24 protein-coding genes are annotated in these 23658 nt (G+C 75.7%); 18 read left to right on the top strand and 6 right to left on the bottom strand.

All coding sequences use genetic code 11. The features are described 5' to 3' along the window. Positions 1–96 precede the first annotated feature (96 nt). Both NBH00_RS10710 and NBH00_RS10705 read left to right on the top strand, forming a co-directional pair. Complete coding sequence (locus NBH00_RS10710) at positions 97–1971, top strand: S53 family peptidase (protein WP_254573324.1); 1875 nt, start codon at positions 97–99, stop codon at positions 1969–1971. 111 nt (positions 1972–2082) lie between these two features. Further along, positions 2083–2541, top strand: coding sequence for a CYTH domain-containing protein (locus tag NBH00_RS10705; RefSeq protein ID WP_254573323.1), 459 nt, complete (start codon positions 2083–2085; stop codon positions 2539–2541). Here NBH00_RS10705 and NBH00_RS10700 read toward each other — a convergent pair whose 3' ends face one another. After that, entirely contained in the window at positions 2542–3279 is a 738-nt protein-coding gene (locus tag NBH00_RS10700; protein ID WP_254573322.1) for a ParA family protein, read from the bottom strand. Then, entirely contained in the window at positions 3276–4805 is a 1530-nt protein-coding gene (locus NBH00_RS10695; protein ID WP_254573321.1) for a CHAD domain-containing protein, read from the bottom strand. The genes NBH00_RS10700 and NBH00_RS10695 overlap by 4 nt, the downstream gene beginning before the upstream one ends. Before the next feature lie 293 nt (positions 4806–5098). On the opposite strand from NBH00_RS10695, the gene NBH00_RS10690 reads away from it, so the two are divergent. From NBH00_RS10690 to NBH00_RS25225, 12 genes are all read left to right on the top strand, one after another. Then, entirely contained in the window at positions 5099–5323 is a 225-nt protein-coding gene (locus NBH00_RS10690; RefSeq protein WP_254573320.1) for a hypothetical protein, read from the top strand. Beyond that, positions 5320–6258, top strand: a complete 939-nt coding sequence (locus NBH00_RS10685; protein WP_254573319.1) for a hypothetical protein — start codon at positions 5320–5322, stop codon at positions 6256–6258. Before NBH00_RS10690 ends, NBH00_RS10685 begins: the two co-directional genes overlap by 4 nt. An 89-nt stretch (positions 6259–6347) precedes the next feature. Beyond that, a complete protein-coding gene (locus NBH00_RS10675; RefSeq protein WP_302182731.1) occupies positions 6348–8852 on the top strand; it encodes a glycosyltransferase in 2505 nt (834 codons plus the stop codon). Next, complete coding sequence (locus tag NBH00_RS10670; RefSeq protein ID WP_254573318.1) at positions 8852–10714, top strand: ABC transporter ATP-binding protein; 1863 nt, start codon at positions 8852–8854, stop codon at positions 10712–10714. The genes NBH00_RS10675 and NBH00_RS10670 overlap by 1 nt, the downstream gene beginning before the upstream one ends. Next, the gene (locus tag NBH00_RS10665) at positions 10707–11732 is read left to right on the top strand and encodes a glycosyltransferase family 4 protein (protein WP_254573317.1); all 1026 of its coding nucleotides are present in this window, start codon (positions 10707–10709) and stop codon (positions 11730–11732) included. The genes NBH00_RS10670 and NBH00_RS10665 overlap by 8 nt, the downstream gene beginning before the upstream one ends. Next, positions 11732–12529 carry a PIG-L deacetylase family protein gene (locus NBH00_RS10660; RefSeq protein ID WP_254573316.1) on the top strand — a complete coding sequence of 266 codons (798 nt, stop codon included), beginning with the start codon at positions 11732–11734 and terminating at the stop codon, positions 12527–12529. Before NBH00_RS10665 ends, NBH00_RS10660 begins: the two co-directional genes overlap by 1 nt. Next, entirely contained in the window at positions 12522–13736 is a 1215-nt protein-coding gene (locus NBH00_RS10655; RefSeq protein ID WP_254573315.1) for a glycosyltransferase, read from the top strand. Before NBH00_RS10660 ends, NBH00_RS10655 begins: the two co-directional genes overlap by 8 nt. Positions 13737–13739: 3 nt before the next feature. After that, complete coding sequence (locus tag NBH00_RS25230; RefSeq protein WP_302182730.1) at positions 13740–14321, top strand: acyltransferase; 582 nt, start codon at positions 13740–13742, stop codon at positions 14319–14321. A gap of 4 nt (positions 14322–14325) precedes the next feature. Continuing rightward, the gene (locus tag NBH00_RS10645) at positions 14326–14913 is read left to right on the top strand and encodes an acyltransferase (RefSeq protein ID WP_302182729.1); all 588 of its coding nucleotides are present in this window, start codon (positions 14326–14328) and stop codon (positions 14911–14913) included. After that, entirely contained in the window at positions 14901–16046 is a 1146-nt protein-coding gene (locus tag NBH00_RS10635; protein ID WP_254573314.1) for a glycosyltransferase, read from the top strand. Before NBH00_RS10645 ends, NBH00_RS10635 begins: the two co-directional genes overlap by 13 nt. Before the next feature lie 25 nt (positions 16047–16071). Continuing rightward, positions 16072–16749: a ChbG/HpnK family deacetylase gene (locus NBH00_RS10630; RefSeq protein WP_254573313.1), complete on the top strand. Its 678-nt coding sequence runs from the start codon at positions 16072–16074 to the stop codon at positions 16747–16749. 130 nt (positions 16750–16879) lie between these two features. Next, positions 16880–18556 (top strand): RNA polymerase sigma factor, encoded by a 1677-nt coding sequence (locus NBH00_RS25225; RefSeq protein WP_302182728.1) that lies wholly within the window; start codon positions 16880–16882, stop codon positions 18554–18556. Here the strand turns inward: NBH00_RS25225 and NBH00_RS10620 are convergent. Next, positions 18553–18726 carry a hypothetical protein gene (locus NBH00_RS10620; protein ID WP_254573312.1) on the bottom strand — a complete coding sequence of 58 codons (174 nt, stop codon included), beginning with the start codon at positions 18724–18726 and terminating at the stop codon, positions 18553–18555. The two genes, NBH00_RS25225 and NBH00_RS10620, sit on opposite strands and share 4 nt — an antisense overlap. 144 nt (positions 18727–18870) lie before the next feature. On the opposite strand from NBH00_RS10620, the gene NBH00_RS10615 reads away from it, so the two are divergent. Next, positions 18871–19719 (top strand): DNA-methyltransferase, encoded by an 849-nt coding sequence (locus NBH00_RS10615; protein WP_254573311.1) that lies wholly within the window; start codon positions 18871–18873, stop codon positions 19717–19719. Here the strand turns inward: NBH00_RS10615 and NBH00_RS10610 are convergent. After that, positions 19706–19882, bottom strand: a complete 177-nt coding sequence (locus NBH00_RS10610) for a hypothetical protein (protein WP_254573310.1) — start codon at positions 19880–19882, stop codon at positions 19706–19708. The two genes, NBH00_RS10615 and NBH00_RS10610, sit on opposite strands and share 14 nt — an antisense overlap. Before the next feature lie 17 nt (positions 19883–19899). After that, positions 19900–21327 (bottom strand): cytochrome P450, encoded by a 1428-nt coding sequence (locus tag NBH00_RS10605; RefSeq protein ID WP_254573309.1) that lies wholly within the window; start codon positions 21325–21327, stop codon positions 19900–19902. Between the two features lie 70 nt (positions 21328–21397). Between NBH00_RS10605 and NBH00_RS10600 the strand changes: the two genes are divergently transcribed. Beyond that, a complete protein-coding gene (locus NBH00_RS10600; RefSeq protein WP_254573308.1) occupies positions 21398–22042 on the top strand; it encodes a TetR/AcrR family transcriptional regulator in 645 nt (214 codons plus the stop codon). Here the strand turns inward: NBH00_RS10600 and NBH00_RS10595 are convergent. Further along, entirely contained in the window at positions 22039–22524 is a 486-nt protein-coding gene (locus tag NBH00_RS10595; RefSeq protein ID WP_254573307.1) for a limonene-1,2-epoxide hydrolase family protein, read from the bottom strand. The two genes, NBH00_RS10600 and NBH00_RS10595, sit on opposite strands and share 4 nt — an antisense overlap. A gap of 100 nt (positions 22525–22624) precedes the next feature. Here NBH00_RS10595 and NBH00_RS10590 point away from each other — a divergent pair, with 100 nt between their 5' ends. Both NBH00_RS10590 and NBH00_RS10585 read left to right on the top strand, forming a co-directional pair. Next, positions 22625–23248, top strand: a complete 624-nt coding sequence (locus NBH00_RS10590; protein WP_254573306.1) for a class I SAM-dependent methyltransferase — start codon at positions 22625–22627, stop codon at positions 23246–23248. Positions 23249–23317: 69 nt separating this feature from the next. Further along, the gene (locus NBH00_RS10585; RefSeq protein ID WP_254573305.1) at positions 23318–23656 is read left to right on the top strand and encodes a hypothetical protein; all 339 of its coding nucleotides are present in this window, start codon (positions 23318–23320) and stop codon (positions 23654–23656) included. Positions 23657–23658: the final 2 nt, after the last annotated feature.

The following is a 23658-nucleotide window of genomic DNA, read 5'->3' as shown; positions in this document are numbered from 1 at the left end:
TTAGGCGTGGGTGGGCCCTCGCACCGGCCCCTTTGAGCGACGTCGCGTCGCGACTATAGGTTCGCGCCTCCTGCCATTCCCACAGGGAGGGATCTCTTGACGTACGCAACCAAGGCCTCGGTCGCGGCACTCCTCGCGACCGTCGCCGGCCTGGTCGCCGGCCCCGCCGCCGGCGCGGCCCCCGCACGCAAGGCGGTCCCGGCCGCCGGTCCCCAGGCGGCCAAGGGCGCCGCCGACCAGGGCGCCGTCGCCCCCGGCAAGCCCGTGACGCTTCGCATCTACCTCACGCCGAAGGGCGGCAGCGATGCGCTCGCCGCCGCGGCCGCGGCGGTCTCCGACCCGTCGTCGCCGACCCACGGCCGGTACCTCACGCCCGCGCAGTACGAGGCCGCCTACCGGCCGACCGCCGAGAGCGTCGTGGCCGTGGAGGCCTACGCGCGTGACGGCGGCCTCAGGGTCGACGGCGTCGAGGCGCACTCGCGCTACATCACCGTGACCGGCACCGCGGCGGCCGTGGACGCGACGTTCGGCACCGGGCTGCACCGGTTCGCCGCCGGTGGCGACAGCTTCGACGCGCCGACGCACGCGGCCACCGTCACCGCCGCGATCGCCCCGCGGGTCCTCGCGGTGTCCGGGCTCTCGACGCGACCCCGCGCCATGAAGCCGCACGCCACGGCCCCCGCCGCGTTCGTCAACGGGACCCCGTGCTCGGCGTACTACGGCGAGAAGCCCGCCTCCGACCAGCCCCCGTTCCAGGGCAGGACCCTCCCCTACGCGCCCTGCGGCTACGTCCCGGCCCAGCTGCGCTCCGCCTACGAGGGCGGCACCGCGCTGAACGGCAGCGGCGTCACGGTCGCGATCACCGACGCCTACGCGTCGCCGACGATCGAGAGCGACGCGAACACCTACGCGGCCCGGCACGGCGACCAGCCGTTCGCGGCCGGCCAGCTCACGCAGTCCAACCCGGCGCGGTTCACGCAGGAGCGGCTCTGCGACTCGCTCGGCTGGTACGGCGAGGAGACGCTCGACGTCGAGGCCGTCCACGGCATGGCGCCGGGCGCGAACGTCCTCTACTACGGCTCGCCGAGCTGCCTGGACCAGGACTTCGGCGACACGCTCGCCCGGGTGGTCGACGACGACAAGGCGTCGGTCGTGAGCAACTCGTGGGGCGACCTCGAGTCCAACGAGACGCCCGACGGCGTCGCCGCCTACGAGCAGGTCTTCCAGCAGGGCGTCCTGCAGGGCATCTCGTTCCTGTTCAGCTCCGGGGACAACGGCGACGAGGTCGCCTCCTCGGGGGTGGGGCAGGCCGACTACCCGACCTCGGACCCGTACGTCACCTCCGTCGGCGGCACGTCGACCGGGATCGGATCGACGGGCGCGCTCTCCTTCCAGACGGGCTGGGGCACGGACAAGTTCACGCTCGCGAGCGGCGCGTGGACGCCGGCCGGGTTCCTCTACGGCGCCGGCGGCGGCTTCTCGTCGCTCTTCGCCCGTCCCGCCTACCAGCAGGGCACCGTGCCGGGGAACACCACCGGTCGCGCCGTCCCCGACGTCGCGATGGACGCGGACCCGACGACGGGCATGCTCGTCGGCGAGACGCAGAAGTTCCCCAAGGGCGGCAACGCCTACGGCGAGTACCGCATCGGCGGCACGAGCCTCGCCGCACCGCTGATGGCGGGCATGCAGGCCCTCCGCAACCAGCGCACCGGCGCGCGCGGCGGGCTGCTGAACCCGACGCTGTACGGGGCCGCCAAGGGCACGATCACCGACGTCAGCGCCCCCGGGCCCGACGCGGGCAACGTCCGCTCGGACTACGCCAATGGCGTGGACCCCTCCGGCGGGATGGTCTACTCGGTCCGGACGTTCGACCAGGACTCGAGCCTCGGCGACGGCGGCGCCGTCACGAAGGGCTGGGACTCGATCACCGGCATCGGCGTGCCGAGCGCCACGTACCTCACGGGCGGGTAGCGACCCCGCCGCGCCCACTGACAGCTCAGGCAGACCTGTCCTGCGTGAGCTGTCAGTCGGCGGCGCGGGGCGGGAGGGCGCCCCCGCCGCGCGAGCGGGTTGAATGCGGCCATGGAGATCGAGCGGAAGTTCCTCGTCACGGCCGCGCCGGACGACCTCGCGAGCGCCCCGGCGAAGGACGTCCGGCAGGGGTACGTCGCGATCGACGACGCGGTCGAGGTGCGCGTCCGCGAGAAGGGCGGCCGCCACGTGCTGACGATCAAGGGCGGTCATGGCCTCGCGCGTACGGAGGTCGAGCTCGACGTCGACGCCGCGCGCTTCGCCGAGCTCTGGCCGCTCACGGAGGGCCGGCGCGTGGAGAAGCGCCGTCACGAGCTCGTCCTCGACGGCGGGCTCGTCCTCGAGCTCGACGTCTACGCCGGGGCCCTCGACGGCCTGATGACGGCGGAGGTCGAGTTCGCCGACGAGGCGGCGAGCGCGGCGTTCGTCCCCCCGGCGTGGCTCGGGCCGGAGCTCACCGGGGACCGGCGCTACGCGAACCAGACGCTCGCGACCGACGGCCGGCCCTGATCAGGGGCGCAGGCGGGCGCGGACCTCGGCCCACAGCTCGCGGTAGGCCGCCGCGGCTCGGCCGCGTGCCGCGACCTCCTCGACGACCGTCCGCTCGACGCCCATGCGCTCGACGTCCGCCGCCGCCGGGATCGCCGCGGTGAGGATCTCCGGGTACGCCGCCGAGAGCTCGGCCATGACCTCGCGGTGCAGCCGCTTGCGGCCGTCCACCATCGAGAAGAAGGCGAGCACCTGGCTCGTGTCCCCGACGACGTCGCGCAGCTGCGCGAACGTCCGCGAGGAGAGCGTCGCGGGGATCATCGGGACGAGCAGCGCGTCGGCCGCCTCGAAGACGCTCTCGGAGACGAGCGAGATCGAGGGCGGGCAGTCGAGGAAGATGAAGTCGTAGTCCGGCTTCAGCGGTTCCAGGACCCGGTCCAGCCGGGTGGTGGGACGCTTCGCCGCGTCGAGCGCGAGGTCCATGTGCCGGTAGCTGAAGTCCGCCGGGAGGAGGTCCAACCGCTCGTGGTCGGTGCCCTTGATCTGGCTGTCGGCGTCGGTCTTGCCGCGGACGAGCCGGTCCCCGCCGCCCTTGATCTTCGGCTTCACGCGGAAGAGGTACGTGCTCGCGCCCTGCGGGTCGAGGTCCCAGAGGAGCGTCCGCGCCCCCTCGCGCGCGGCGAGGTAGGCGAGGTTCACGGCGGCGGACGTCTTCCCCACCCCGCCCTTGATGTTGTACGTCGCGAGGACGCGGGTCACGCGAACGTCTCCTTCACGATCGCGCCCTGCCCGGGGGCGGCGAACGCGGCGAAGCGGGTCGCGAACTCGTCGCGGGCGGCGCGCTGCTGCTCGTGCAGCCCCTCGACGAGCAGGCCCATCGCCATGAGCGCGCTCGTCGCGTCGTCCATCTTGTGCACGTCGGCGGCGAGCGACGCGACGAGCTCGGCCTGGACCTCGCGGTCCTGGAAGCGGCCGAGCGTGTCCTGCAGCGCCTTCAGGCTCGAGACGAGCGGCTTGATGACCACGGCCGGGTACAGCGGGGCGAAGAACTCGAGCAGGTAGCGCAGCTCCTTGCCCTTCTTGCGCAGGTCGTGGAGCGCCTCGGCCGGCGTGTCGTCGCCGATCGCCGAACCGGCCTTGACCATCTGGCGGTGGACGGTGCGGATCCGCGCCGAGGCGATGGTGAGGAGCGGGACGTCGGCGTCGGGGCCCCCCGCCTCCCCGGCGGTCATCGCGGCGAGCAGCGTCCGCCAGTCGGCGAGGGTCGCGGCCGTCTCCTCGGTCCGGAGCTCGCGGCGCATGCGGCGCAGCGCGGCCGCGCGCCGGCGGCGCAGGAGCCGACGCAGCGGCTCGAGGTCAGGCCGCCGGGCCTCCGGGAGATGGGCGGCGAAGTCCTCGAAGTCGAGGAGGTAGACGTCGAGGTCACGCGTGTCCCCCGTCACCGCCTGCAGCCGCTTGAAGCGGGCGCGGGCCTCGCGCAGCGCGTCGCCCGGGAACGCCCCGCGCAGCTCGCGCTGGAGCGAGCGCGTGCGGCGGACGGCGACGCGGAAGTCGTGGAGGTACTCGGTGTCGAGGTCGGCGAGCGTCCCCGGGAGGTTCGCCTCGATGACCTCGAGCAGTCGCGAGGACACCCGCGCGGCCGCGACGGCCGCGGTGTCGTCGGCGGCGAGCGGCACCTTCGGGCTCGACGAGACGCCGCCGGGTGTCCCGCCGGCCGCGCGGACCGCGTCGTCGGCGATGCTCCCCGCGGCGGGCGTCAGGTCGAGCGCGGCCTCCAGGCGCCTGAGCACCTTCGCCGCCTGCTTCTCGTAGCCGCGGACGGGGACGACGTGCAGGTGGGTCGGCAGGCGCGCCCCGCCCTCGAGGACCGGCGTCTCGATGCGCAGGCGGACGACCGTCTTCTCCTCGCCGTCGAGGACCCGCAGGAGCTGCTCGCGGCTCGACAGGCGCACGAGCGGCTGCAGCGCCCGCATCTCGACGGGGCCGGCGAGCGCGTCGGCGAGCGGCCCGGCGGGCAGGTCGGTCACGAGGAGGAGCTTCGGCACGCGCGGCCACCGCTCGCGCGCCACGGTCTGTTGCGCCGTGTCGGCGAGGACGAGCTCACCGCCCTCGTGCACGAGCGTGAGACCAGGCCCGTGCAGGCGCCCGTCGAACGTGTCGAGGTACGTGCGCGCGTGGCGGACCGGCGCCTCGGCGTGCAGCCCGAAGGCCGGTGCCAGCGCCTCGGCGACGGCGGCCGGATCGAGCGGCCCGGTCACCTCGTAGCTCTCGGACGGCGCGGACACGGGCGAGGAGTCTGGCACGTCCGGCGGCGCCCGGGCGGGCGGCAGGGCACGCCGGGGACGGGACATCGCCCACCGCCCGCCGGCGACCGGGCACGTCGCCGCAACTACCGCCTGACCTTGTGCCGCGCCGGGGCGTTGTCCCCGCACCATGACGCCGGAAGTTCCACGCCCGGGCGACCGGCCAACCTCTGCCCCCGCGGTGCGTTCTGACCTCCGAGACACGCTTCCGACCGCCGCTCCCGTACATGCCCCGACTTCCGCGCCCTACGTCCCCGAACCAGCTCGCCGGCCCCTTGATCTGGGGGTTCGCCGTGCTCGCGCTCATGCCGCTCGTCGTCCTCGGCGGCCTCGCCGCCCTGCTCCTCGGGACGCTGAGCACCGTCACGCGGACCGTGCGCACGCACCGACGGCCGGCGCGCCAGGTCCAGCAGCCCGGACGGGTCGTCGCCGGGCCCGGCGCCTTCCGCGGCCGGCCCGACGGGCCGCGAGCGGTGCCGGCGGGCAGCCGCGCCGCATGAGCGCAGCCCGGCGGCTGCTGGGCCTCTCCGCGGCATTCGCCCTGCTGGGCGCCGCGCCCGCCGCGGCGGACCTCGGCGGCCCGGACGACAGCATCGCGACCGCCTACGGTCCGCTCGTCCCCGGGATGACCTACGAGGGCGCCTTCGTGAGCGAGACCGACGTCGACTACCTCGCGTTCGACGTCACGTCGCCCGGGCAGACGCTCCGCTTCGACGTGCGCAACACCGTCAGCCCGTGCCTGTCGCCGGACCTCACCGGCTGCCCGGTGTACGCGACGCTCCTCGACGCCTCCGGCACCCAGCTCGGCGGCGAGGGCAGCGGCGCCGGCACCGGCCCCGTGACCGACGACGCGCCGGAGGAGACCGTCGACTGGACCTTCCCGGAGCCCGGGCGCTTCTACGTCGCGATGGACTCGGGGGGTGACGACCCGACGTACGCGATCTCCTACGCCGTCGTGCCGCCCGCTCCGGCGACCCCGCCCGGTGGCGCCGGCGGCGGCGGTGGCGGCGGTGGCAGCGGCGCCGGCGGCACGACGACGGGGACCGGCAACGCGGGCGCGGGCTCCGGCAGCGGACCGGCGACCACCCCGGGCCCCGTCGTCGCGGACGCGAAGGCGCGTGTCCGGGCCCTGCTCGGAGCCGTCAGCGCCGCACCGGCCCCCGGCGCGCCCGCCGTCCGGGTCCGCGTCACCGTCCGCCGCCCCCTCGCCGCCCTCCGCGTGCGGGTCCGCGACGAGGCCGGGCGCACGATCGCCCAGGCGCTCCGGGCCGACGTCGCCCCTGCGACGTTCACGGTGCGCCTCCCGCTCGGCGCGGCGACCCGCCGCGCGCTGACCCGCCGCGGCCGCCTGACCCTCGGCGTCTCCGTCACCGCCACCCCCGTGGGCGGCGCCCCGGCCACGGCCCGGCGCAGCGTCCGCCTCCGCGCCCGATGACCGACCTGCACTCAGGACCGAGCCCGTCGCCCCCGGCACCCGGACCGGACACGGACACGAACACGCACGCGGGTCGGGCCGCGCCGCTCGTGCCAGCCTCGCGCATCGCCGAGGGCCGGGCCGTCGTCCGCGGCCGGTTCCTCCACCTCGGGGACGAGAAGCTGCTCCTCAAGGGCGTCACCTACGGCCCGTTCGCCGACGGGCCCGACGGCACCCCGTACGACCCCGACGCCGCCGAGCGCGACTTCGCCGCCATGCGCGGGCAGGGCTTCACCGTCCTGCGGACGTACACCGCCCCGCCGCGGTGGCTCCTCGACGCGGCGCTCCGCCACGGGCTGCGCGTGCTCGCGGGCGTCGCGTGGGAGCAGCACGTCGCCTTCCTCGACGACCGCGGCCGTGTCGACGACGTCGTCGCCCGGGTCGCCGGCGAGGTCCGCAAGGTCGCGGGTCACCCGGCGCTGCTGGGCTGGGCGGTCGGCAACGAGATCCCGGCCCCGGTCGTCCGCTGGCACGGGCGCCGCCGCACGGAGGCGTTCCTCCGGCGCCTCTACGACGTCGTCAGGCAGCACGACCCCGGCGCGCTCGTGACGTACGTCAACTACCCGACGACCGAGTACCTCGACCTCGGTTTCCTCGACTTCGTCTGCTTCAACGTCTTCCTCGAGCGCCGCGAGGAGTTCGTCGCCTACCTGCACCGCCTGCAGAACCTCGTCGGCGAGCGGCCGCTCGTCCTCACCGAGATCGGCCTCGACAGCCGCCGCAACGGCCTGGAGGGCCAGGCCGACAGCCTCGCCTGGCAGGTCCGCGAGGCGATGGCCGCGGGCTGCGCCGGCGCGTTCGTCTTCGCCTGGAGCGACGAGTGGCACCGCGGCGGCCAGGCCATCACCGACTGGGACTTCGGGCTCACCGGGCGCGCGCGGGAGCCGAAGCCCGCCCTCGCCGCGGTCCGCGAGGCCTGGCGCGACGCCCCCGTCCCGCTGCCGCCGGACCCGCCGCTCGTCTCGGTCGTCATCTGCACGTACAACGGCGCGAAGACGCTCGACGCGACGTGCGCGGCCGTGCGGCGCCTCGAGTACCCGGCCTTCGAGGTCATCGTCATCGACGACGGCTCGACCGATGCGAGCGTCGCGATCTGCGCCGCGCACGGCCTCCGCGTCGTGAGCACCGAGAACCGGGGCCTGTCGAGCGCCCGCAACACCGGCGCGGAGCTCGCGGCGGGGGAGATCGTCGCCTACCTCGACGACGACGCGATGCCCGACCCGCACTGGCTGCACTTCCTCGTCGACACGTACGCCCGTGAGGACGTCGTCGCCGTCGGCGGCCCGAACCTCGCGGTCCCCGGGGACGGGCTCGTGGCGGACGCCGTCGCGATCTCCCCGGGCAACCCGAGCCACGTGCTGCTGTCCGACCGCGAGGCGGAGCACATCCCGGGCTGCAACTCGTCGTTCCGTCGCGACGCGCTGCAGGCCATCGGCGGGTTCGACCCGCGCTTCCACGTGGCCGGCGACGACGTCGACGTCTGCTGGCGGCTGCAGGACGCGGGCGGGCGGATCGGCTTCAGCGCCGCCGCCGTCGTCTTCCACCACCGTCGTGGCACGGTCGGCGGCTACCTGCGCCAGCAGCGCGGCTACGGCCACGCGGAGGCGATGCTCGAGCGCAAGTGGCCCGAGCGGTACTCGGCGGGCGGCCACGTCACCTGGGCCGGGCGCATCTACGGCGACGGGACGCCGCGCGCCCCCGCCGGCCGCCACCGCTGGCGCGTCTACCACGGCACGTGGAACTCCGCCCCGTTCCAGCGGCTCTACGAGCCCGGGATCCGCGGCCTCGACGCGGTCCTGCTCATGCCCGAGGCGTACCTCGGCATCGGCGGCCTCATCCTCCTCGCGGTGCTCGGCGCCGCCTGGTCGCCGCTGCTCCTCGCCCTCCCCGTGCTCGCCGTCATCGCGGGGCTGCTGTCGGTCCGCGCGGTCACGATCGTCGCGCAGGCCCGGCTGCCCACCGGCGACCTGCCGGTGACCGCGCGCGCGAGCCGGCGCGGGCTCGCCGCCCTCCTGCACCTGCTGCAGCCGCTGCTGCGCCTCGACGGGCGCCTGCGCCACGGCCTGACGCCGTGGCGCCGCCGCGGCCGGCCCGGGCGCGCCCGGCCGTCCCGCCGCACGCTCGAGACCTGGCACGAGGAGTGGCGCGACCCCTTCGAGGAGCTCGGGCGCCTGCAGGAGCGGCTCGTCGCGCTCGGCGCGATCGTCCGGCACGGCCAGGACTTCGACACGTGGGACCTCGAGGTCCGCGGCGGCACGCTCGCGGGCGTGCGGATCACGACGCTCGTCGAGGAGCACGGCCAGGGCCGCCAGCTCGTCCGCTCGCTCTGCCGCCCGACGTACTCGCGCCCGGCGCTGCTCATGAACGCCCTCGCCGCGACGCTCGCGCTCGCCGCCGCCGCCGACGGGGCCCCGGTCGCCGCCGCCGTCCTCGGGCTGCTCGCGGTCATGTTCGCGCTGCGGATCGTCACCGAGGCCGCCTCGGCGGTCGCGACCGCGGTCATGGCGATCCAGACGCCGCACGCGCCCGCCCCGCCCCTCGCGCCGGTGGCGTGATGGAGGCCTCTGCCGCGCCCCCCGCCGCGCCCGCGACCGGGTCCTTCCGCCGCCAGGCCCGGCTGCTGCGCTACGCCAGGCCGCACTGGCGCGGCCTGCTCATCCTCATCGCGACGATGCTCGCGAACATCGCCCTCGACCTGCTGCGGCCGTGGCCGATCAAGCTCGTCGTCGACAACGTCCTCGGGAACCACGCGATCCCGGGCGTCCTCAAGGCCCTCCCGGGGGTCGACGGCAAGCACGGGCTGCTCGTCTGGGTCGCCGTCGGGACGATCCTCATCTTCCTGCTGGGGACGCTCACGCAGATGATCTACACGTACAACTCGCTGCTCCTCGGGCAGCGGATGACGTGGAGCCTCGCGACCGACCTCTTCGCCCACCTGCAACGCCTCTCGGTCCTGTTCCACCACCGGCGGCCCGTCGGCGACCTCATCTCCCGCGTCACCGGCGACTGCTGGTGCGTGAACACGCTCGTGGCCGACGCGCTCGTCCCCGCCGTCCAGGCGCTCGTGACGCTCGTGGCGATGTTCGTCGTCATGTGGAACCTGCAGCCGACGCTCACCCTGCTCGCCCTCGGCATCACGCCGTTCTTCCTCATCGTCATCAAGGTGCTCGGCGGCCCGATCAAGGACCGCAACCGCGAGCAGCGCGACCTCGAGGGCATGATGATGAACGTCGTCGAGCAGTCGCTCAGCGCGATGCCCGCGGTGCAGGCGTTCACCCGCGAGGAGCACGAGGTGCGCCGCTTCCGCGCGTACGCCGACCGCACCGTCGTCGCCTACGTCCGCTCGACCGTGGCCGGGCTCTGGTTCGAGCTCTTCGCCGGCCTCGTCACGACGGTGGGGACGGCCGGCGTCATCTACGTCGGCGCCGACCTCGCGCTCAAGGGCGAGCTGACGACGGGCACGATCATCGTCTTCCTCTCCTACCTCGGCTCGCTCTACGACCCGCTGGACTCGATCACGCACACGACGCAGACCGTGCAGGGCGCCGCCGCCGAGGCCGACCGCGTGAGCGAGCTGCTCGAGCTCGAGCCCGACATCCAGGACCGGCCGCACGCGAAGGAGGCGAAGGTCACCGGTCCGATCCGCTACGACCGCGTGAGCTTCGGCTACGAGCCCGGCCGCGAGGTGCTGCACGAGGTCGACTTCCTCGCCGAGCCCGGCGAGACGATCGCGATCGTCGGCCCGACCGGGGCGGGCAAGACGACGATGATGAACCTCCTCGTCCGGTTCTTCGACCCGACGAGCGGCCGCATCACGATCGACGGCGTCGACCTGCGCGACATGCGCCACCAGTCGCTGCGGCGCCAGGTGGCGATGGTCCTCCAGGACCCCTTCATCTTCCCGGTCACGATCGCCGACAACATCGCCTACGGCCGCCCGGACGCCGCCCGCGCGGACATCGAGCGGGCCGCGCGCGCGGCGAACGCGCACGAGTTCGTCAGCCGCCTGCCCGAGGGCTACGACACGCTCATCGGCGAACGCGGCGCGACCCTCTCCGGCGGCGAGAAGCAGCGCCTGTCGATCGCGCGGGCGTTCCTCAAGGACGCGCCGGTGCTCGTCCTCGACGAGCCGACGTCCGCCCTCGACGCCCGCACCGAGGGCGCGCTCCTCGACGCGCTCGAGCGCCTCATGGAGGGCCGGATCTCGTTCGTCATCGCCCACCGGCTGTCGACGATCCGGCGGGCCTCGCGCATCCTCGTCGTCGACGGCGGCCGCATCGTCGAGCACGGCACGCACGCCGAGCTGCTCGCGAACCACGGGCTGTACGCGTCGCTCTACAACCGCCAGATGGACATCGCCGACCACGACGCGCTGTCCGGCGTCGCGGACACGACCGCCGGCGGCGACGATGCCTGACGCGCGCCGCCTGCGGATCGCCCAGATCGCCCCCGTCGCCCAGCCCGTCCGCCGCGGGGCGGGCGACTCGATCGAGCAGCTCGTCGGCGCGCTCTGCGACGAGCTCGTGCGCCGCGGCCACGACGTCACGCTCTACGCGACCGGCGACTCGCAGACGACCGCCCGGCTGCGGGCCGAGCGGCCCATCGGGTACGACGAGGACGAGCACCTGTGGGACTGGCAGTTCGCCGAGAGCGTCAACGCCGCCGCGGCCTTCGCCCACGCCGGCGAGCACGACGTCATCCACGCGCACGACCTGCACTTCGCCCTGCCGTTCGCGCGGCTCACGAGCGTCCCGTTCGTCGAGACGCAGCACGTCGACTCCTCACCCGAGGTCCGCGAGACGCAGCGCCGCACCCCGACCGTGCATCTCACGGCGGCGTCCGAGCACCACCGGCGGGAGCTCGGCCCGGGGCTCGACGTCACCGTCATCCCGCATGGCATCGACGTCGCCGCCTTCCCGTTCTCGCCCGAGGCCGGCGAGTACCTCCTCTTCCTCGGCCGGCTGCTGCCCGACAAGGGCCCGCTCGACGCGATCCGCATCGCCCGCGCCGCGGGGCTGCCGATCGTCCTCGCCGGGCCCGAGGTCGAGGGCGAGGACCACGGCATCGAGCCGCACCTCGACGGCGAGCGGGTACGCTGGGTCGGGCCGGTCGACCACGCGACGCGCGACCGGCTCCTCGCCGGCGCCGCCGCCCTGCTCTTCCCGATCACCTACCCCGAGCCGTTCGGGCTCGTGATGATCGAGGCGATGGCCTGCGGGACGCCGGTCCTCGGGACCGCCCGCGGCGCCGTCCCCGAGGTCGTCGAGCACGGCGTCAGCGGGTTCGTCGCGGACGACTGGGAGGGCCTCGCCGGTCACGTCCCCGCCGCGCTCGCCCTCGACCGCCACGCGATCCGCGCACGCGCCGAGGCGCGCTTCGGCCTGCAGCGCATGGTCGACGACTACGAGGCCCTCTACCGGCGGCTGGTGGCGTGATGGCGCTCCTCGTCCCGCCCCGCTCCCGCACCGGCGGCATCGTCGCGCTCGTCGCCCATCCCGACGACGAGTCGCTCATCGCCGGCGGGACGCTCGCCCTCGCCGCGCGCGCCGGCGTCCCGACCGGGATCCTCACGCTGACCCGCGGGGAGCTCGGGCCCATCGGCGACCCGCGCCTCGCGACGCCGGCGACGCTCGGCGAGGTGCGCGAGCGCGAGCTCGCCGAGGCGGCCACCCACCTCGGGGCCGGCTGGGCCCGCTGCCTGCACCACCCCGACGGCGAGCTGCCCTGGGTCGACGTGGAGACGGCCGCCGCCGAGGTCGCCGCGGTCCTGGCGCCGCTCGCGCCGGCCGCGCTGCTGACCTTCGCGCCGGACGGGCTCTACTGGCATCCCGACCACATCGCCGCCCGCGAGATCGCTCTGCGCGCGGCCGCGCTCGCCGGACCGGGCGGACCGTGCGTCTACGAGGCGTGCTGGGAGCCGGAGACCGCCTGCGCGCTCGTCGCGGCCGCCGCCGCCCGCGGGCTGCCCGCGTCGCTGTGGGGCCTGGAGCCGGAGGCGTTCGGCTCGCCGACCGACGGCCTCCCGCTCACGCGCGTCGACGTGAGCGAGGTCATCGATCGCAAGCTCCGCGCGCTCCGCGCCCACCGCACCCAGATCGATCGCGGCCACCTCTTCGCGACCCTCCCGGACGACCTCGGCACCGCGCATCTCGGCGTCGAGCAGTGGCACGTCGCGGGCGGCCCGGGACCCGATGTCCTCGGCGCCCTCCTCGGGGAGGCCGTCCGTGTCTGAGGCCCGCCGCATCGTCGTGCTCGGCGCGCTCGCGCAGATGCCCTTCGCGGGCGTCGCCTGGCAGGTCCTCCACTACCTCGAGGGGCTGCGCCGGCTCGGGCACGACGTCACCTACCTCGAGGACACCGGCAACTGGCCCTACGACCCGGACCTCGAGACGATCACCGACGACGCGACCGGCGCCGCCGCGCGGCTCGGGACGGTCCTGGCGGCACACGGCTTCGGGGAGCGGTGGGCGTTCGTCAACGCCGCGCGCGAGGGCGAGATCCACGGTCCGCTCGCCGCGCGGCTCGACGGGCTGCTCGCCGAGGCGGACGTCCTGCTGAACCTCAGCGGCGCGACGATCCTGCACGACGCCCACCTCGACGTCCCCGTCCGGATCTACCTCGAGACCGACCCGGTGACCCCGCAGCTCGAGCTGGACCAGGGCCGTGGGTCCACCCGGGACATCCTCGCGGCGCACACGCACCACTTCACCTTCGGCGAGCGGATCGGCACCGACGGCTGCGAGATCCCGACCGGCGGCTTCGACTACCGCCCGACGCGGCAGCCGGTGGTGCTCGACTGGTGGCGGCCGGACGGCCTGCCGGGGGGCGCATCCGGTCGGGCGAGCGCCAAGGGGGCGATCGCCGACCCCGACGGGTTCCGGTTCACGACGATCGCCAGCTGGGACCAGCCGCACAAAGACATCGAGTGGCGCGGGGAGACGTACCGCTGGAGCAAGAGCGCCGAGTTCGAGAAGCTCCTCGGCGTCCCCGCCCGCGTCGGCGCGAGCATCGAGCTCGCGCTCGCCCTCGACGACGGGGCGACGCTCGCCCGCCTGCGCGCCGCCGGCTTCCGCGTGCGGCCGGCGCGCGACCTCTCCGGCGACCACGAGGCCTACCGCGCCTTCATCCGCGCCTCCGGCGGCGAGTTCACGGCGGCGAAGGACCAGAACGTGCGCCTGCGCAGCGGCTGGTTCAGCGACCGCACCGCGACGTACCTCGCGGCCGGGCGGCCGGTCGTCGTGCAGGACACCGGGTTCGACGCGGTCCTCCCGACCGGCGAGGGGCTGCTGAGCTTCCGCACCGCCGACGAGGCGGTCGCGGCGCTCGAGGACGTGGCGGGCGACCCGGCGCGGCACGGGGCCGCCGCGCTGGCGATCGCCCGGGAGTACTTCGACGCGGGGGTCGTCCTCGGGCGGCTGCTGCAGGACGCGGGGGTGTAGGCGATGGCGTACGACGTGGGCCGGGCGACCGGCGACTGGGACTACGGCGAGCTCGGCGCGATGGTGGCGCTCGGCGCGGGCGCGTGGATCGAGCGGCCCGAGTGCTTCGAGCGCTGCCGCAGCACGCGCACGCCGGCGGTGGTCCTCGGCGACGACGTCCGCGTCTTCGGGTGGACGACGTTCAACCTCGAGCCGGGCGCCCGGGTCACCGTCGGCGCGGGCACGACGCTCGTCGGCGCGGTGATCATGGCCGCCGAGCAGGTCGACATCGGCGCGGACGTCACCGTCTCCTACGGCGTGACGATCGCCGACTGCGACTTCCACCCGACCGACCCCGCCGCGCGCCACCGCGACGCCGAGGCGAGCGCCCCCCACGGCGACGCCACCCGGCGCGCGCCGCTCGTGGCGCGGCCCGTGCGCATCGGCGACGGCGCCTGGATCGGGATCGGCGCCATCGTCCTGAAGGGCGTGCAGATCGGCGCCGGCGCGCGCATCGGCGCGGGCGCCGTCGTCACCCGCGACGTGCCCGCCGGGGCGACCGTCAGCGGCAACCCGGCCCGGCCGGCCGACGGCGAGGAGCGGTGACCCGATGACCGCCGCCGCGCCCACGCTCGCCCACGACTGGTACCCCCGGCCGCTGCCGCCGAACGTCCAGCTCGGGGAGCGGACCTTCCTGCACTCGGCCCACGCCTTCGTCCACTGCGCGAGCCGCCGTCCGGTCGCGGTTGCCGTCGGCGACGACTCCGGCGTCTACCACGGCTGTCACTTCGACCTCGGCCCGGAGGGCGTCGTCCGCATCGGCCGCTTCTGCACCGTCGTCGGGGCGGTCTTCGCGACGAGCGGCACCGTCCGCGTCGGGGACCACACGTTCATCGCGCACGAGGTGCTCATCGCCGACGACGCCTGTGCCGTCCCGCCCGGCGGCCCCGGCGAGGGCGACCCCGACCACGCCCTGCCGGACATCGACGCCCCGGCCCGGGCACCGCGGCTGCGCGCCCGGATCGACATCGGCGCCGACGTGTGGATCGGCGCCCGCGCGACGATCCTCGGCCCCGCCCGCATCGGCGCCGGCGCGATCGTCGCGGCGGGCGCCGTCGTCACCGGCGACGTGCCCGCCGGGAGCACGGTGGCCGGCAACCCCGCCCGCGTCGTCCGCCGGGGCCCATGGCCCGCCTGATCGCCGTCGAGGACCTCGTCGGGCCCTCGGTCCTCGGCCGCGGCGGGCACGCGATGCACGTGCTGCAGATCCTCGAGGGCCTGCGCCGTCTCGGCCACGACGTCCTCTTCCTCGAGTACTTCGAGGAGCCGCCCACGCCGGAGGCGGTCGCGACGTTCCACACCCTCGTCGACGGCTGGTGGGACCCCGAGCGCGCCGCCCTCCTCGACGCCGCGACCGGCGAGAGCCATGTGGGCCTCTCGTCGAGCGCCGTCGCGGACTTCGCCGCCCGGGCGGACGGCCTCCTGTCGCTCGCCGCGCACTACCGCGCCGAACCGTGGCCGCTGCTGGAGGACGTCCGCCCGCGGCTGCTCATCGAGCAGGACCCGGGGTACACGCACCTGTGGGCCGAGGACGGCGAGCCCGTGACGATCTTCGGCGAGCACGACGTGTACTTCACGGTCGGGATGAACGTCGGCACCGAGCGCAGCGCCATCCCGACCTGCGGCATCGACTGGCATCCGCTCTGGCCGCCGGTCATCCCCGACTGGTGGCCGACCGGCGTCCCCGTCGTGACGGACGCCTTCACGACGATCGCCGCGTGGCGCGACTACGGCTACCTCGACTTCCGCGGCGAGACGCTGGGGCCGAAGGTCGACGAGTTCGAGCGCTTCCTCGACCTGCCGCAGCTCGCGAGCGAGACGATCGAGCTCGCGCTCGCGATCGAGGACGACGACCCCGACCGGCCGCGGCTGCTGGAGCGCGGCTGGCGCCTGACGGACCCGGCGATCGTCTCCACGCCCGAGCGCTACCGCGACTACGTCGCCGGCTCGCTCGGCGAGTTCTCCTGCGCGAAGGGCGGCTACGTCGGGACGCGGAGCGGCTGGTTCAGCGACCGCTCAGCCTGCTACCTCGCGGCCGGGCGCCCCGTCGTCCTGCAGTCGACCGGCGTCGAGGAGCTGCTCCCGACGGGCCTCGGCATCATCACCGTCACGACGCCGGAGGAGGCCGCGGCGGCGCTGCGCGCGGTCCGCGGCGACTACGCGCGGCACGCCACGGCCGCCCGCGAGCTCGCCCGGACGCACTTCGACGCCGAGCGCCTCCTCGCCGGGGCGCTCGAGCTCGCCGGCCTCCCGCGGCAGGGCAGCGGATGACGCGCGCCGCCATGATCGGTCGCCCATGAGCCGCACCGTCATCTTCAACGCCGACGACTTCGGCGCCGCCCCCGGCATCAACCGCGGCATCGTCCGCTGCCACTCGGAGGGGCTCCTGACGAGCACGAGCCTCATGGTCGACGCCCCCGCCGCCGAGGAGGCCGCCGCGCTCGCCGCGACGCAGCCCGCGCTCGCCGTCGGCCTGCACTGGGACCTTGACGGCGTCCGTGCCCCGGCCGTCGACCTCGGTGACCCGGTGGCGGTGCGGGCCGAGCTCGAGCGGCAGCTCGCCGCGTGCGAGCGTCTGCTCGGCCGTCCCCCGACCCACCTGGACTCCCACCACCACGTGCACCGGCAGCCCGAGGTCGAGCCGCTCGCACAGGAGCTCGCCGCGCGCCTCGGGCTGCCCCTGCGCGGGACCTCCCCCGTCGTCTACGTCGGCGGCTTCTACGCGCAGTGGGAGCCCGGCGTGGACGACCTCTCCCACGTGAGCGTCGACGCCCTGCGCTACGTCTTCGACCACGACGTGCACGAGGGCTGGACGGAGATCGGCTGCCATCCCGGGTACGTCGACGCGGATTTCCGCTCGGCCTACCGCGAGCCCCGCGAGACGGAGCTCGCGACGCTCACCGACCCGGCGGCGCGCGCCCTCGTCGACGCGTTCGGCCTGCACGTGGCGAGCTTCGCCGACGCCCCGCGCTGACCGGCGCCTGGCCGAAGCGCCGGTGTCCGGCCGGGCCGGGCCGTGTCATGATCGGCCAGTGATCGGGGACGCCGGTGATACGGCCTGACTCAGACGGCCCGGCGGCGTTGTCGGTGCATGGACGGTGTCCGTGACCCCCGCGTCGCTCACCTGGCGCCCGGGGCTGCGCTCGGCCCGGGTCCCCGTCCGGTCGGCGGAGGTGCGGGCCGACCGGCTGGCGTTCGACCGGGTCTACCGGGAGTGCCGGGCGGACCTCTCGCGCTACGTCCGGTCGATCGTCCGCAGCCGCGACCTGGCGGAGGACGTGCTGCAGTCGGTGATGGTGAAGGCGCTGGCCGCGCTCGCGACGGAGCAGCGGGACTTCGAGCTGCGCCCGTGGCTCTTCCGGATCGCGCACAACGAGGCGATCGACGCGGTCCGCCGGAGCCGGCCGACGGACGAGCTCGACGTGCGGGTGGCCGCCCCGGACCGGCCGCTGAGCGACCAGGTGGAGCAGCGCCGGCGGCTGGCGGAGCTGTGGGCGGACCTCGAGCTACTGCCGGAGCGCCAGCGCCAGGCCCTCGTCCTGCGCGAGCTCAACGGCCTCGGGCACGCCGAGATCGGCGCGGTCCTCGGGACCGACGCGCGCGCGGTCAAGCAGACGATCTTCGAGGCGCGGCAGGCGCTGCTCGAGTGCGCCAGGGGCCGCGACATGCTCTGCGCTGACGTCCAGCGGACGCTCTCGGACGGCGACGGCCGCGTCCGGCGCGGCCGCCGGATGCGCGCCCACATCCGGGCCTGCGCCGGCTGCCGCACCTTCGACCTCGCCCTCGGCTCACGGCCGGCGGACCTCGCCGCACTCGCCCCGCTGCTCCCCCTCGCGGGCGGCGGCGCCCTCGCGCACGGCGTCCTCGGGGGCGCGGCGGGCGGCACCACCGGGACCGGGGCGTCCGCGCTCGGCGCCGGTGCGGGAGGCGCGATGTCGACGGGGACGGTCACCTCGGTGCTGGCCGTCAAGGCCGCCGTCGTCCTGGTCGCCGGCGCGACCGCGGTCGCGGGCGGGGCCGAGGTCGCGCACGTCGCGACGAGCGGAGCGCAGCCGCGCGGCGCCGCGCCGGCCCTCCCCGCCGTCACCGGGCTCCCGTCCGCGCTCACGCCGGCCGCCCGGCCGGCGGTGCCCGGGCACCGCGGCGCCGCGGGCGCCGCCGCCCTCCTCGGGGCCGGCCGGGCGGCGATCCCCGGCCCCGCGGCCGCGTCCGGCGCCGGCGCCGCGACCGGCAGCCCCTCGCCGCCCCCCGCCCCCTCCGGCGGCGGCTCCCCGGTCGCGTCCCCCGCCCCCGCGCCGGGCCCCGCGAGCTCCCTCTCCCCGGCGGGCCCGGCGGGCCCGGCGGGCCCGCCTGCGACCTCCGCCGCGCCGGTGCGCACCCCCGCGCCGTCTCCGAGCGCGCCCGCCGCACCGGCCGCCCCGGCTGCGCCGGCCACCGCGCCCCCGACCACGCCGAGCGGCACGGCGAACGCGGACCGCCACGCGGGGCCGTCCGGAGCGCCGACGGCGCCCGGGGCCTCGGCCCCGAGCCCCGCGCAGACGCACCCGACGCCGGTCGGTGCCGGTGCGCCGGCCGTCCCCTCTTCCGCCTCCCAGGGCGCCTCGACGCGCCCCGAGGCGGCGTCAGGCACCCCGCCGCCCGCCCCGGCGGGTCCCGGCGCGGCCGCGACGCCCGCCGCGGCGCCCGCTGCGACCCCCGCCGCGGCGCCCGCTCCGGACCCCCCGGCCCCGGCCGGCGCCGCCGCCGCCCACGGCGGCGACAGGGGCCGGGGGACCGGCTAGGCGACCTCGGTCCGCGCGGTCGCCGTCTCGGCCGCGGACACGGGCCGGCGAGCGGTGTCGAGGCCACGCACGGTCGCCCCGCCGAACTCGGCGAGGAGCTCCTCGAACAGGCGGTCGGCGGCGACCGTCTCGTCGGTGGTGAGCTGCGGCATCAGCTTCTCGGTGGGCATGCCCCCGTGATCGGCACAAGTGGGGAGGCGTGCATCGGACGTTCGTCCACCGGCCTGAAGAAGCCCGGGCCGCGGCCGGGCCACCATCCCTGCCCGGGTCCGCACCCGCGCCCGCACGCCGCCGCGGGCCGTACCCTCCGGCCCGTGGAGCCGAGCGCGGACCGCATCATCCTCGGGGAGAACCTCACCGTCCTCCCCACGCTGCCCGACGCGAGCTTCCAGCTCGTCTACGTCGACCCGCCCTTCAACACCGGGGCGCGGCAGACACGGCGCACGCTCGCGACCGCCCCCGACCCGGAGGGCGACCGCACCGGCTTCGCGGGCCGGCGGTACGCGAGCCGGCTGCTCGCGCAGTCCTCCTACCGCGACGCCTTCGAGGACTACCTCGCCTTCCTCGCGCCGCGCCTGGCCGAGGCGCACCGCCTGCTCACCCCGAGCGGGACGCTGTACTTCCACATCGACTACCGCGAGGCGCACTACTGCAAGCTGCTCCTCGACGAGCTCTTCGGCCGCGAGAACTTCCTCAACGAGATCATCTGGGCCTACGACTACGGCGCGCGGACGAAGACCCGCTGGCCCGCGAAGCACGACACGATCCTCGTCTACGCCAAGGAGGCGGGCCGCCACCACTTCGACGCCGAGGAGGTCGACCGCGAGCCGTACATGGCCCCTGGCCTCGTCACCCCCGAGAAGGCGGCGCGCGGCAAGCTCCCGACCGACGTGTGGTGGCACACGATCGTCCCGACGAGCGGCCGCGAGAAGACCGGCTACCCGACGCAGAAGCCCGAGGGCATCGTCCGCCGCATGGTGCTCGCGTCGACCCGGCCGGGCGACCGCTGCCTCGACTTCTTCTGCGGGAGCGGGACGCTGGGCGCGGTCGCGGCGAAGCACGGCCGCGGGTACGTCCTCATCGACGAGAACCCCGAGGCGATCGACATCGCCACCCGCCGCCTGGCCGCCGTCGCGGCGGCCGCCGCGGCTACGTCGCCATGAAGAGGATCTGATCCCGGGTGTACTCGTGGCCGGGGTGCTCGGCCTTCAGGTGGGCGTTCACGACCTCGACGAGCGCGTTCTCGCTCTCCTCGTGGAACGTCTCCCCGCAGGGGCACGTCAGGCGGCGCTTGCCGTAGTCCTCGGTGGTCTCCTCGTCGGTCATGCGCAGACCGTAACGCGTCAGCGCACCGCGCGGACGGTCACCCGGCCGCCCTCGCGCGGGATCATCGTGACGTTGCGGTGCTGCTCGCGCTCGGGCCGCGGATCGGGCGCCGCGAGGTCCAGCCGCTCGGCGATGCGGCGCAGGACGATGCGCTGCTCGGCCATCGCGAGGGCGGCCCCGAGGCAGCGGCGCGTCCCCCCGCCGAAGGGCAGCCACGTGTACGTCCCGGGCTTCACGCCGAGGAAGCGCTCGGGGCGGAAGGCGAACGGCTGCGGGTAGAGGTCCTCGCGGTGGTGGATGAGAACCGCGCCGGCGACGACGACGGTGTTCGCCGGGACGACGAACTCGCCGAGCCGCCACGCCGACTGCACGCGGCGCCCGGTCCCCATGATGACCGGCCGCACGCGCATCGTCTCGTGGATCGTCGCGTCGACCCACCGCCGCGCCTCCTCGGGCGTGCCGCCGCGCACCGCGTCGCGCAGCGCGTCGTACGCGCGCGGGGTGCGGACGAGCCGCTCGAGCGCCCAGGCGAGCTGGTTCGCCGTCGTCTCGTGCCCGGCGAGCACGAGCGTCATGAGCTCGTCGCGGATCTCGCGGTCGGTCAGCGCCTGGCCGTCCTCGTCGGTGACCGACAGCAGGAGCGAGAGGACGTCGCCACCCCGCTCGGCCTCGGGGAGCGCACGCCGCTCGCGGATGACCCGCAGGTAGTGCGTGTCGACGCGGTCCATGACGAGCTTCAGGATCCCGCGGGGCTCGGGGCTGCCCGTGTTCATGATCTCGACGAGCTGCCACGCGGGCCGCTCGGTGTGGGCGAGGACGCTGCGCGTGGCGTCGCGCAGGGCACGTTCCGGCGTCCCCTCGGCGGGCTCGCCCTCGACGCCGAAGATGCCCGCCATGATCACGCCGAGCGTGACCGCCTGCATGCGGGCGGAGGACGCGAACGTGTCGCCGACGGCCCAGCGGTCGAGCTCCTCGTCGACGACGCGGGCGATCGCCGCCTCGTACGCGGCGATCGACTCGCCGTGGAAGGGCGGCAGCAGCAGGCGCCGCTGGCGCATGTGCCGCGGGCCGTTCGCGGTGAGGACCGAGCTGCCGCCGAGGATCGGGCGCAGCGGCGACTCGGCGGTGATCGACGGCACGAGCTCCGGCGGGGCGGTGAAGAGCGAGCGGGCGTGGTCGGGGTGGGTGACGAAGACGAGCGGGCTCCGCCCGAGGATCGGCATGGCGAACGTGTCGCCCGTCGTCCGCCAGGAGTGGAAGAGGTGCGGCAGCTGGCGGCGGAGGAAGCGCGCCGTCGAGACCGCGGCCGGCAGGTCGACCCGGGGCGGCGGGTTCAGGGGGACCTCCGGGCCGACCGGCCCGGCGGGTGACGGCGGGGCGATGCCGAGGAGCACCTCGGCGGCTGCGTCGTCGGAGGCGGGCCGGCTGAGGGTCGCGAGGCTCATGGCCGGTGATGGTACTGTTCAGTACCAGGATTGTCGAGGATGCCGTGCGCTCCGGTACCGTTGGGGCCGGATGCCCCGGCCGCGGACCGACGACGCCACTGCCCCGGCCGCCCCCGCGGGCGCGCCCGCCGCGCCCGAGGACCACCGCGCGCGCCTGCTCGAGGGCATGACCGCCGCGGTCCGCGCGAAGGGCTTCCAGCACACGACGCTCGCCGACGTCGTCCGCGAGGCGCGCGTCTCCCGCCGGACCTTCTACGAGCACTTCACCGACCCCGTCGACTGCTACCTCGCCGTCCTCGAGGAGGTCTCGCTGCGGATCGTCACCGGCATCGCGGCGGCGATCGAGGCCGGCGGCCCGGCGGAGGAGCGCCTGAACCGGGCGATCGGCGTCTACCTCGACCTCGTCGAGCGCGACCCGCTCATCATGCGCAGCTTCGTCCGCGAGCTGCACCTCACCGGCGAGCGCGGACTGCGGCTGCTGGCGAGCGTCAACGACCGCGCGGCCCAGACCATCAGCCACCTCGCCGACGAGGCCCACCGCCACGAGCCGGAGCTCGGCGTGCGCCCCATCCCGGTGCCGGTCGCGCGGCTCGTCGCATCGGGGATCATGCACCAGGCCCTCATGGCGGTCGACGAGGGCCGCCCGCTGGACGAGGTCCGCGCGTCGGCCGCCGAGCTGCTGCGGCGGGTCGCGGGCCCCGAGCGTCGCGCCTAGCGGGTCGGCGGGGTCGCCCGCACGGCCGGGACGACGACGCCGAGCAGGCCGCGGAGGCTCGCGGTGACGACGTTCGCCCAGTCGAAGGCGTCGCGCCAGAGCGTGATGCGCCCGTCGTGGACCTCGAAGCGCCCGCACACCCAGAACTGGGCGCGGAAGCGCCGGTAGGTCAGGGCGTCGGTGCGCTCGTTCAGGACGACGGCCCCGTCGGTCCCCGCGGCGTGGACGTAGACCTCGAAGCCCGCGGCGCGCCGGCCGAGCGTCGCCTTGGCGACCTTCCGGACGCGCTCGCGGCCGCGGATCGCCGGCAGCGAGACGTTGACGTACTCGACGTCGCCCGCCAGCAGGTCCGCCGCCGCGTCGAGCTCGCCCGCGGCCAGGTGGTCGAGGAAGCGGGTGACGACCGCGAGCGGCGCCGCCTCCCCGAGCGCCGGGACGACGTGGAGCGGGGCCGAGCGGGCGGGCGGCCGGCGAGCGGGCATGCGCCAAGGGTACCTCGCCGCACCGCGCGCGGGGCCGGGTGTTGACAGGCTGTCAGCGCGGTTGCCAGGATGACCGCGTCCCCCCGATCCCCGGAGTCCCATGTCCCTGTACGGCCGCCTGTTCACCGCCATCTACGACCCGTTCCTCGCCTGGGGCGAGCGCTCGGGCATGGCGAAGCTCCGCCGGTCGATCCTCGCCCAGGCCTCCGGCGACGTCCTCGAGGTCGGCGCCGGCACCGGGCTGAACCTCCGGGCCTACCCCGCCGCGGTGACGCGCCTGACGCTCGCCGACCCCGAGCCCTCGATGGCCGACCGCCTGCGGAGCGTCGCGGCGGGCGACCCGCGCCGGCCGACGGTCGTGCAGGCGGGCGCGGAGGCGCTGCCGTTCCCCGACGCGAGCTTCGACACGGTCGTCAGCACGCTCGTCCTCTGCACCGTCGACGACGTCGCGGGCTCGCTCGCCGAGATCCGGCGCGTCCTGCGGCCGGGCGGCCGGCTGCTGCTCATCGAGCACGTGCGGGCCGACGGGTCCGGGCTCTCGGGCTGGCAGGACCGCCTCGAGAAGCCGTGGAAGGCCTTCGGCTACGGCTGCCGCTGCAACCGGGACACGCGCGCGTCGCTCACGCGGGCCGGCTTCGAGACCGGCGCGTTGCAGGACGCCCGCTGGCCGCGGATGCCGCCGATCGTCGCCCCGCTGCTCGTGGGCCCGGTACACCCGGCCTGAGCGGTCCGCGGGCGCCCGGTCGGCGCCCCGGTGGCGTGATCGCCGCCCTCCACCGGTACCGTGGCAGGGGTGAGAGACGCCGATCCGCCCACCTGGCCCGTCGCCGCCGGCTCGCTGGCGCTCGGGTTCGCGGTCGCCCAGGCGACCGGCGTGCGCCCGCTCGGCGGGCTCGTCCTCATCGCCGGCGCGGGCTGGTGCGCGCGACGCTGGCGCGCCCGCGCGGGAAGCCGGCGCATGTGGATCCTGCTCGGGATCTACGTCGCGGTCTTCGTCCTGTCGCACCTCCTCGCGGATCCGCTCGGGGCGTGGCCCGCGGTCGCGCTCGTCTCGGCGATCGCCGGCGGCGCCGCCTGGGCGCTCGCCGACGCCTCGCAGAGCCGTCTCGCGGGCCCGGCCCGTACCCTCTAGGA

Origin of the sequence: Paraconexibacter antarcticus, assembly GCF_024220175.1 — a bacterium.
GTDB classification, from domain to species: Bacteria; Actinomycetota; Thermoleophilia; order Solirubrobacterales; family Solirubrobacteraceae; genus Paraconexibacter; species Paraconexibacter antarcticus.
The sequence above is the reverse complement of the archived record's forward strand: the minus strand, read 5'-3'. Positions and strand labels throughout refer to the sequence as shown.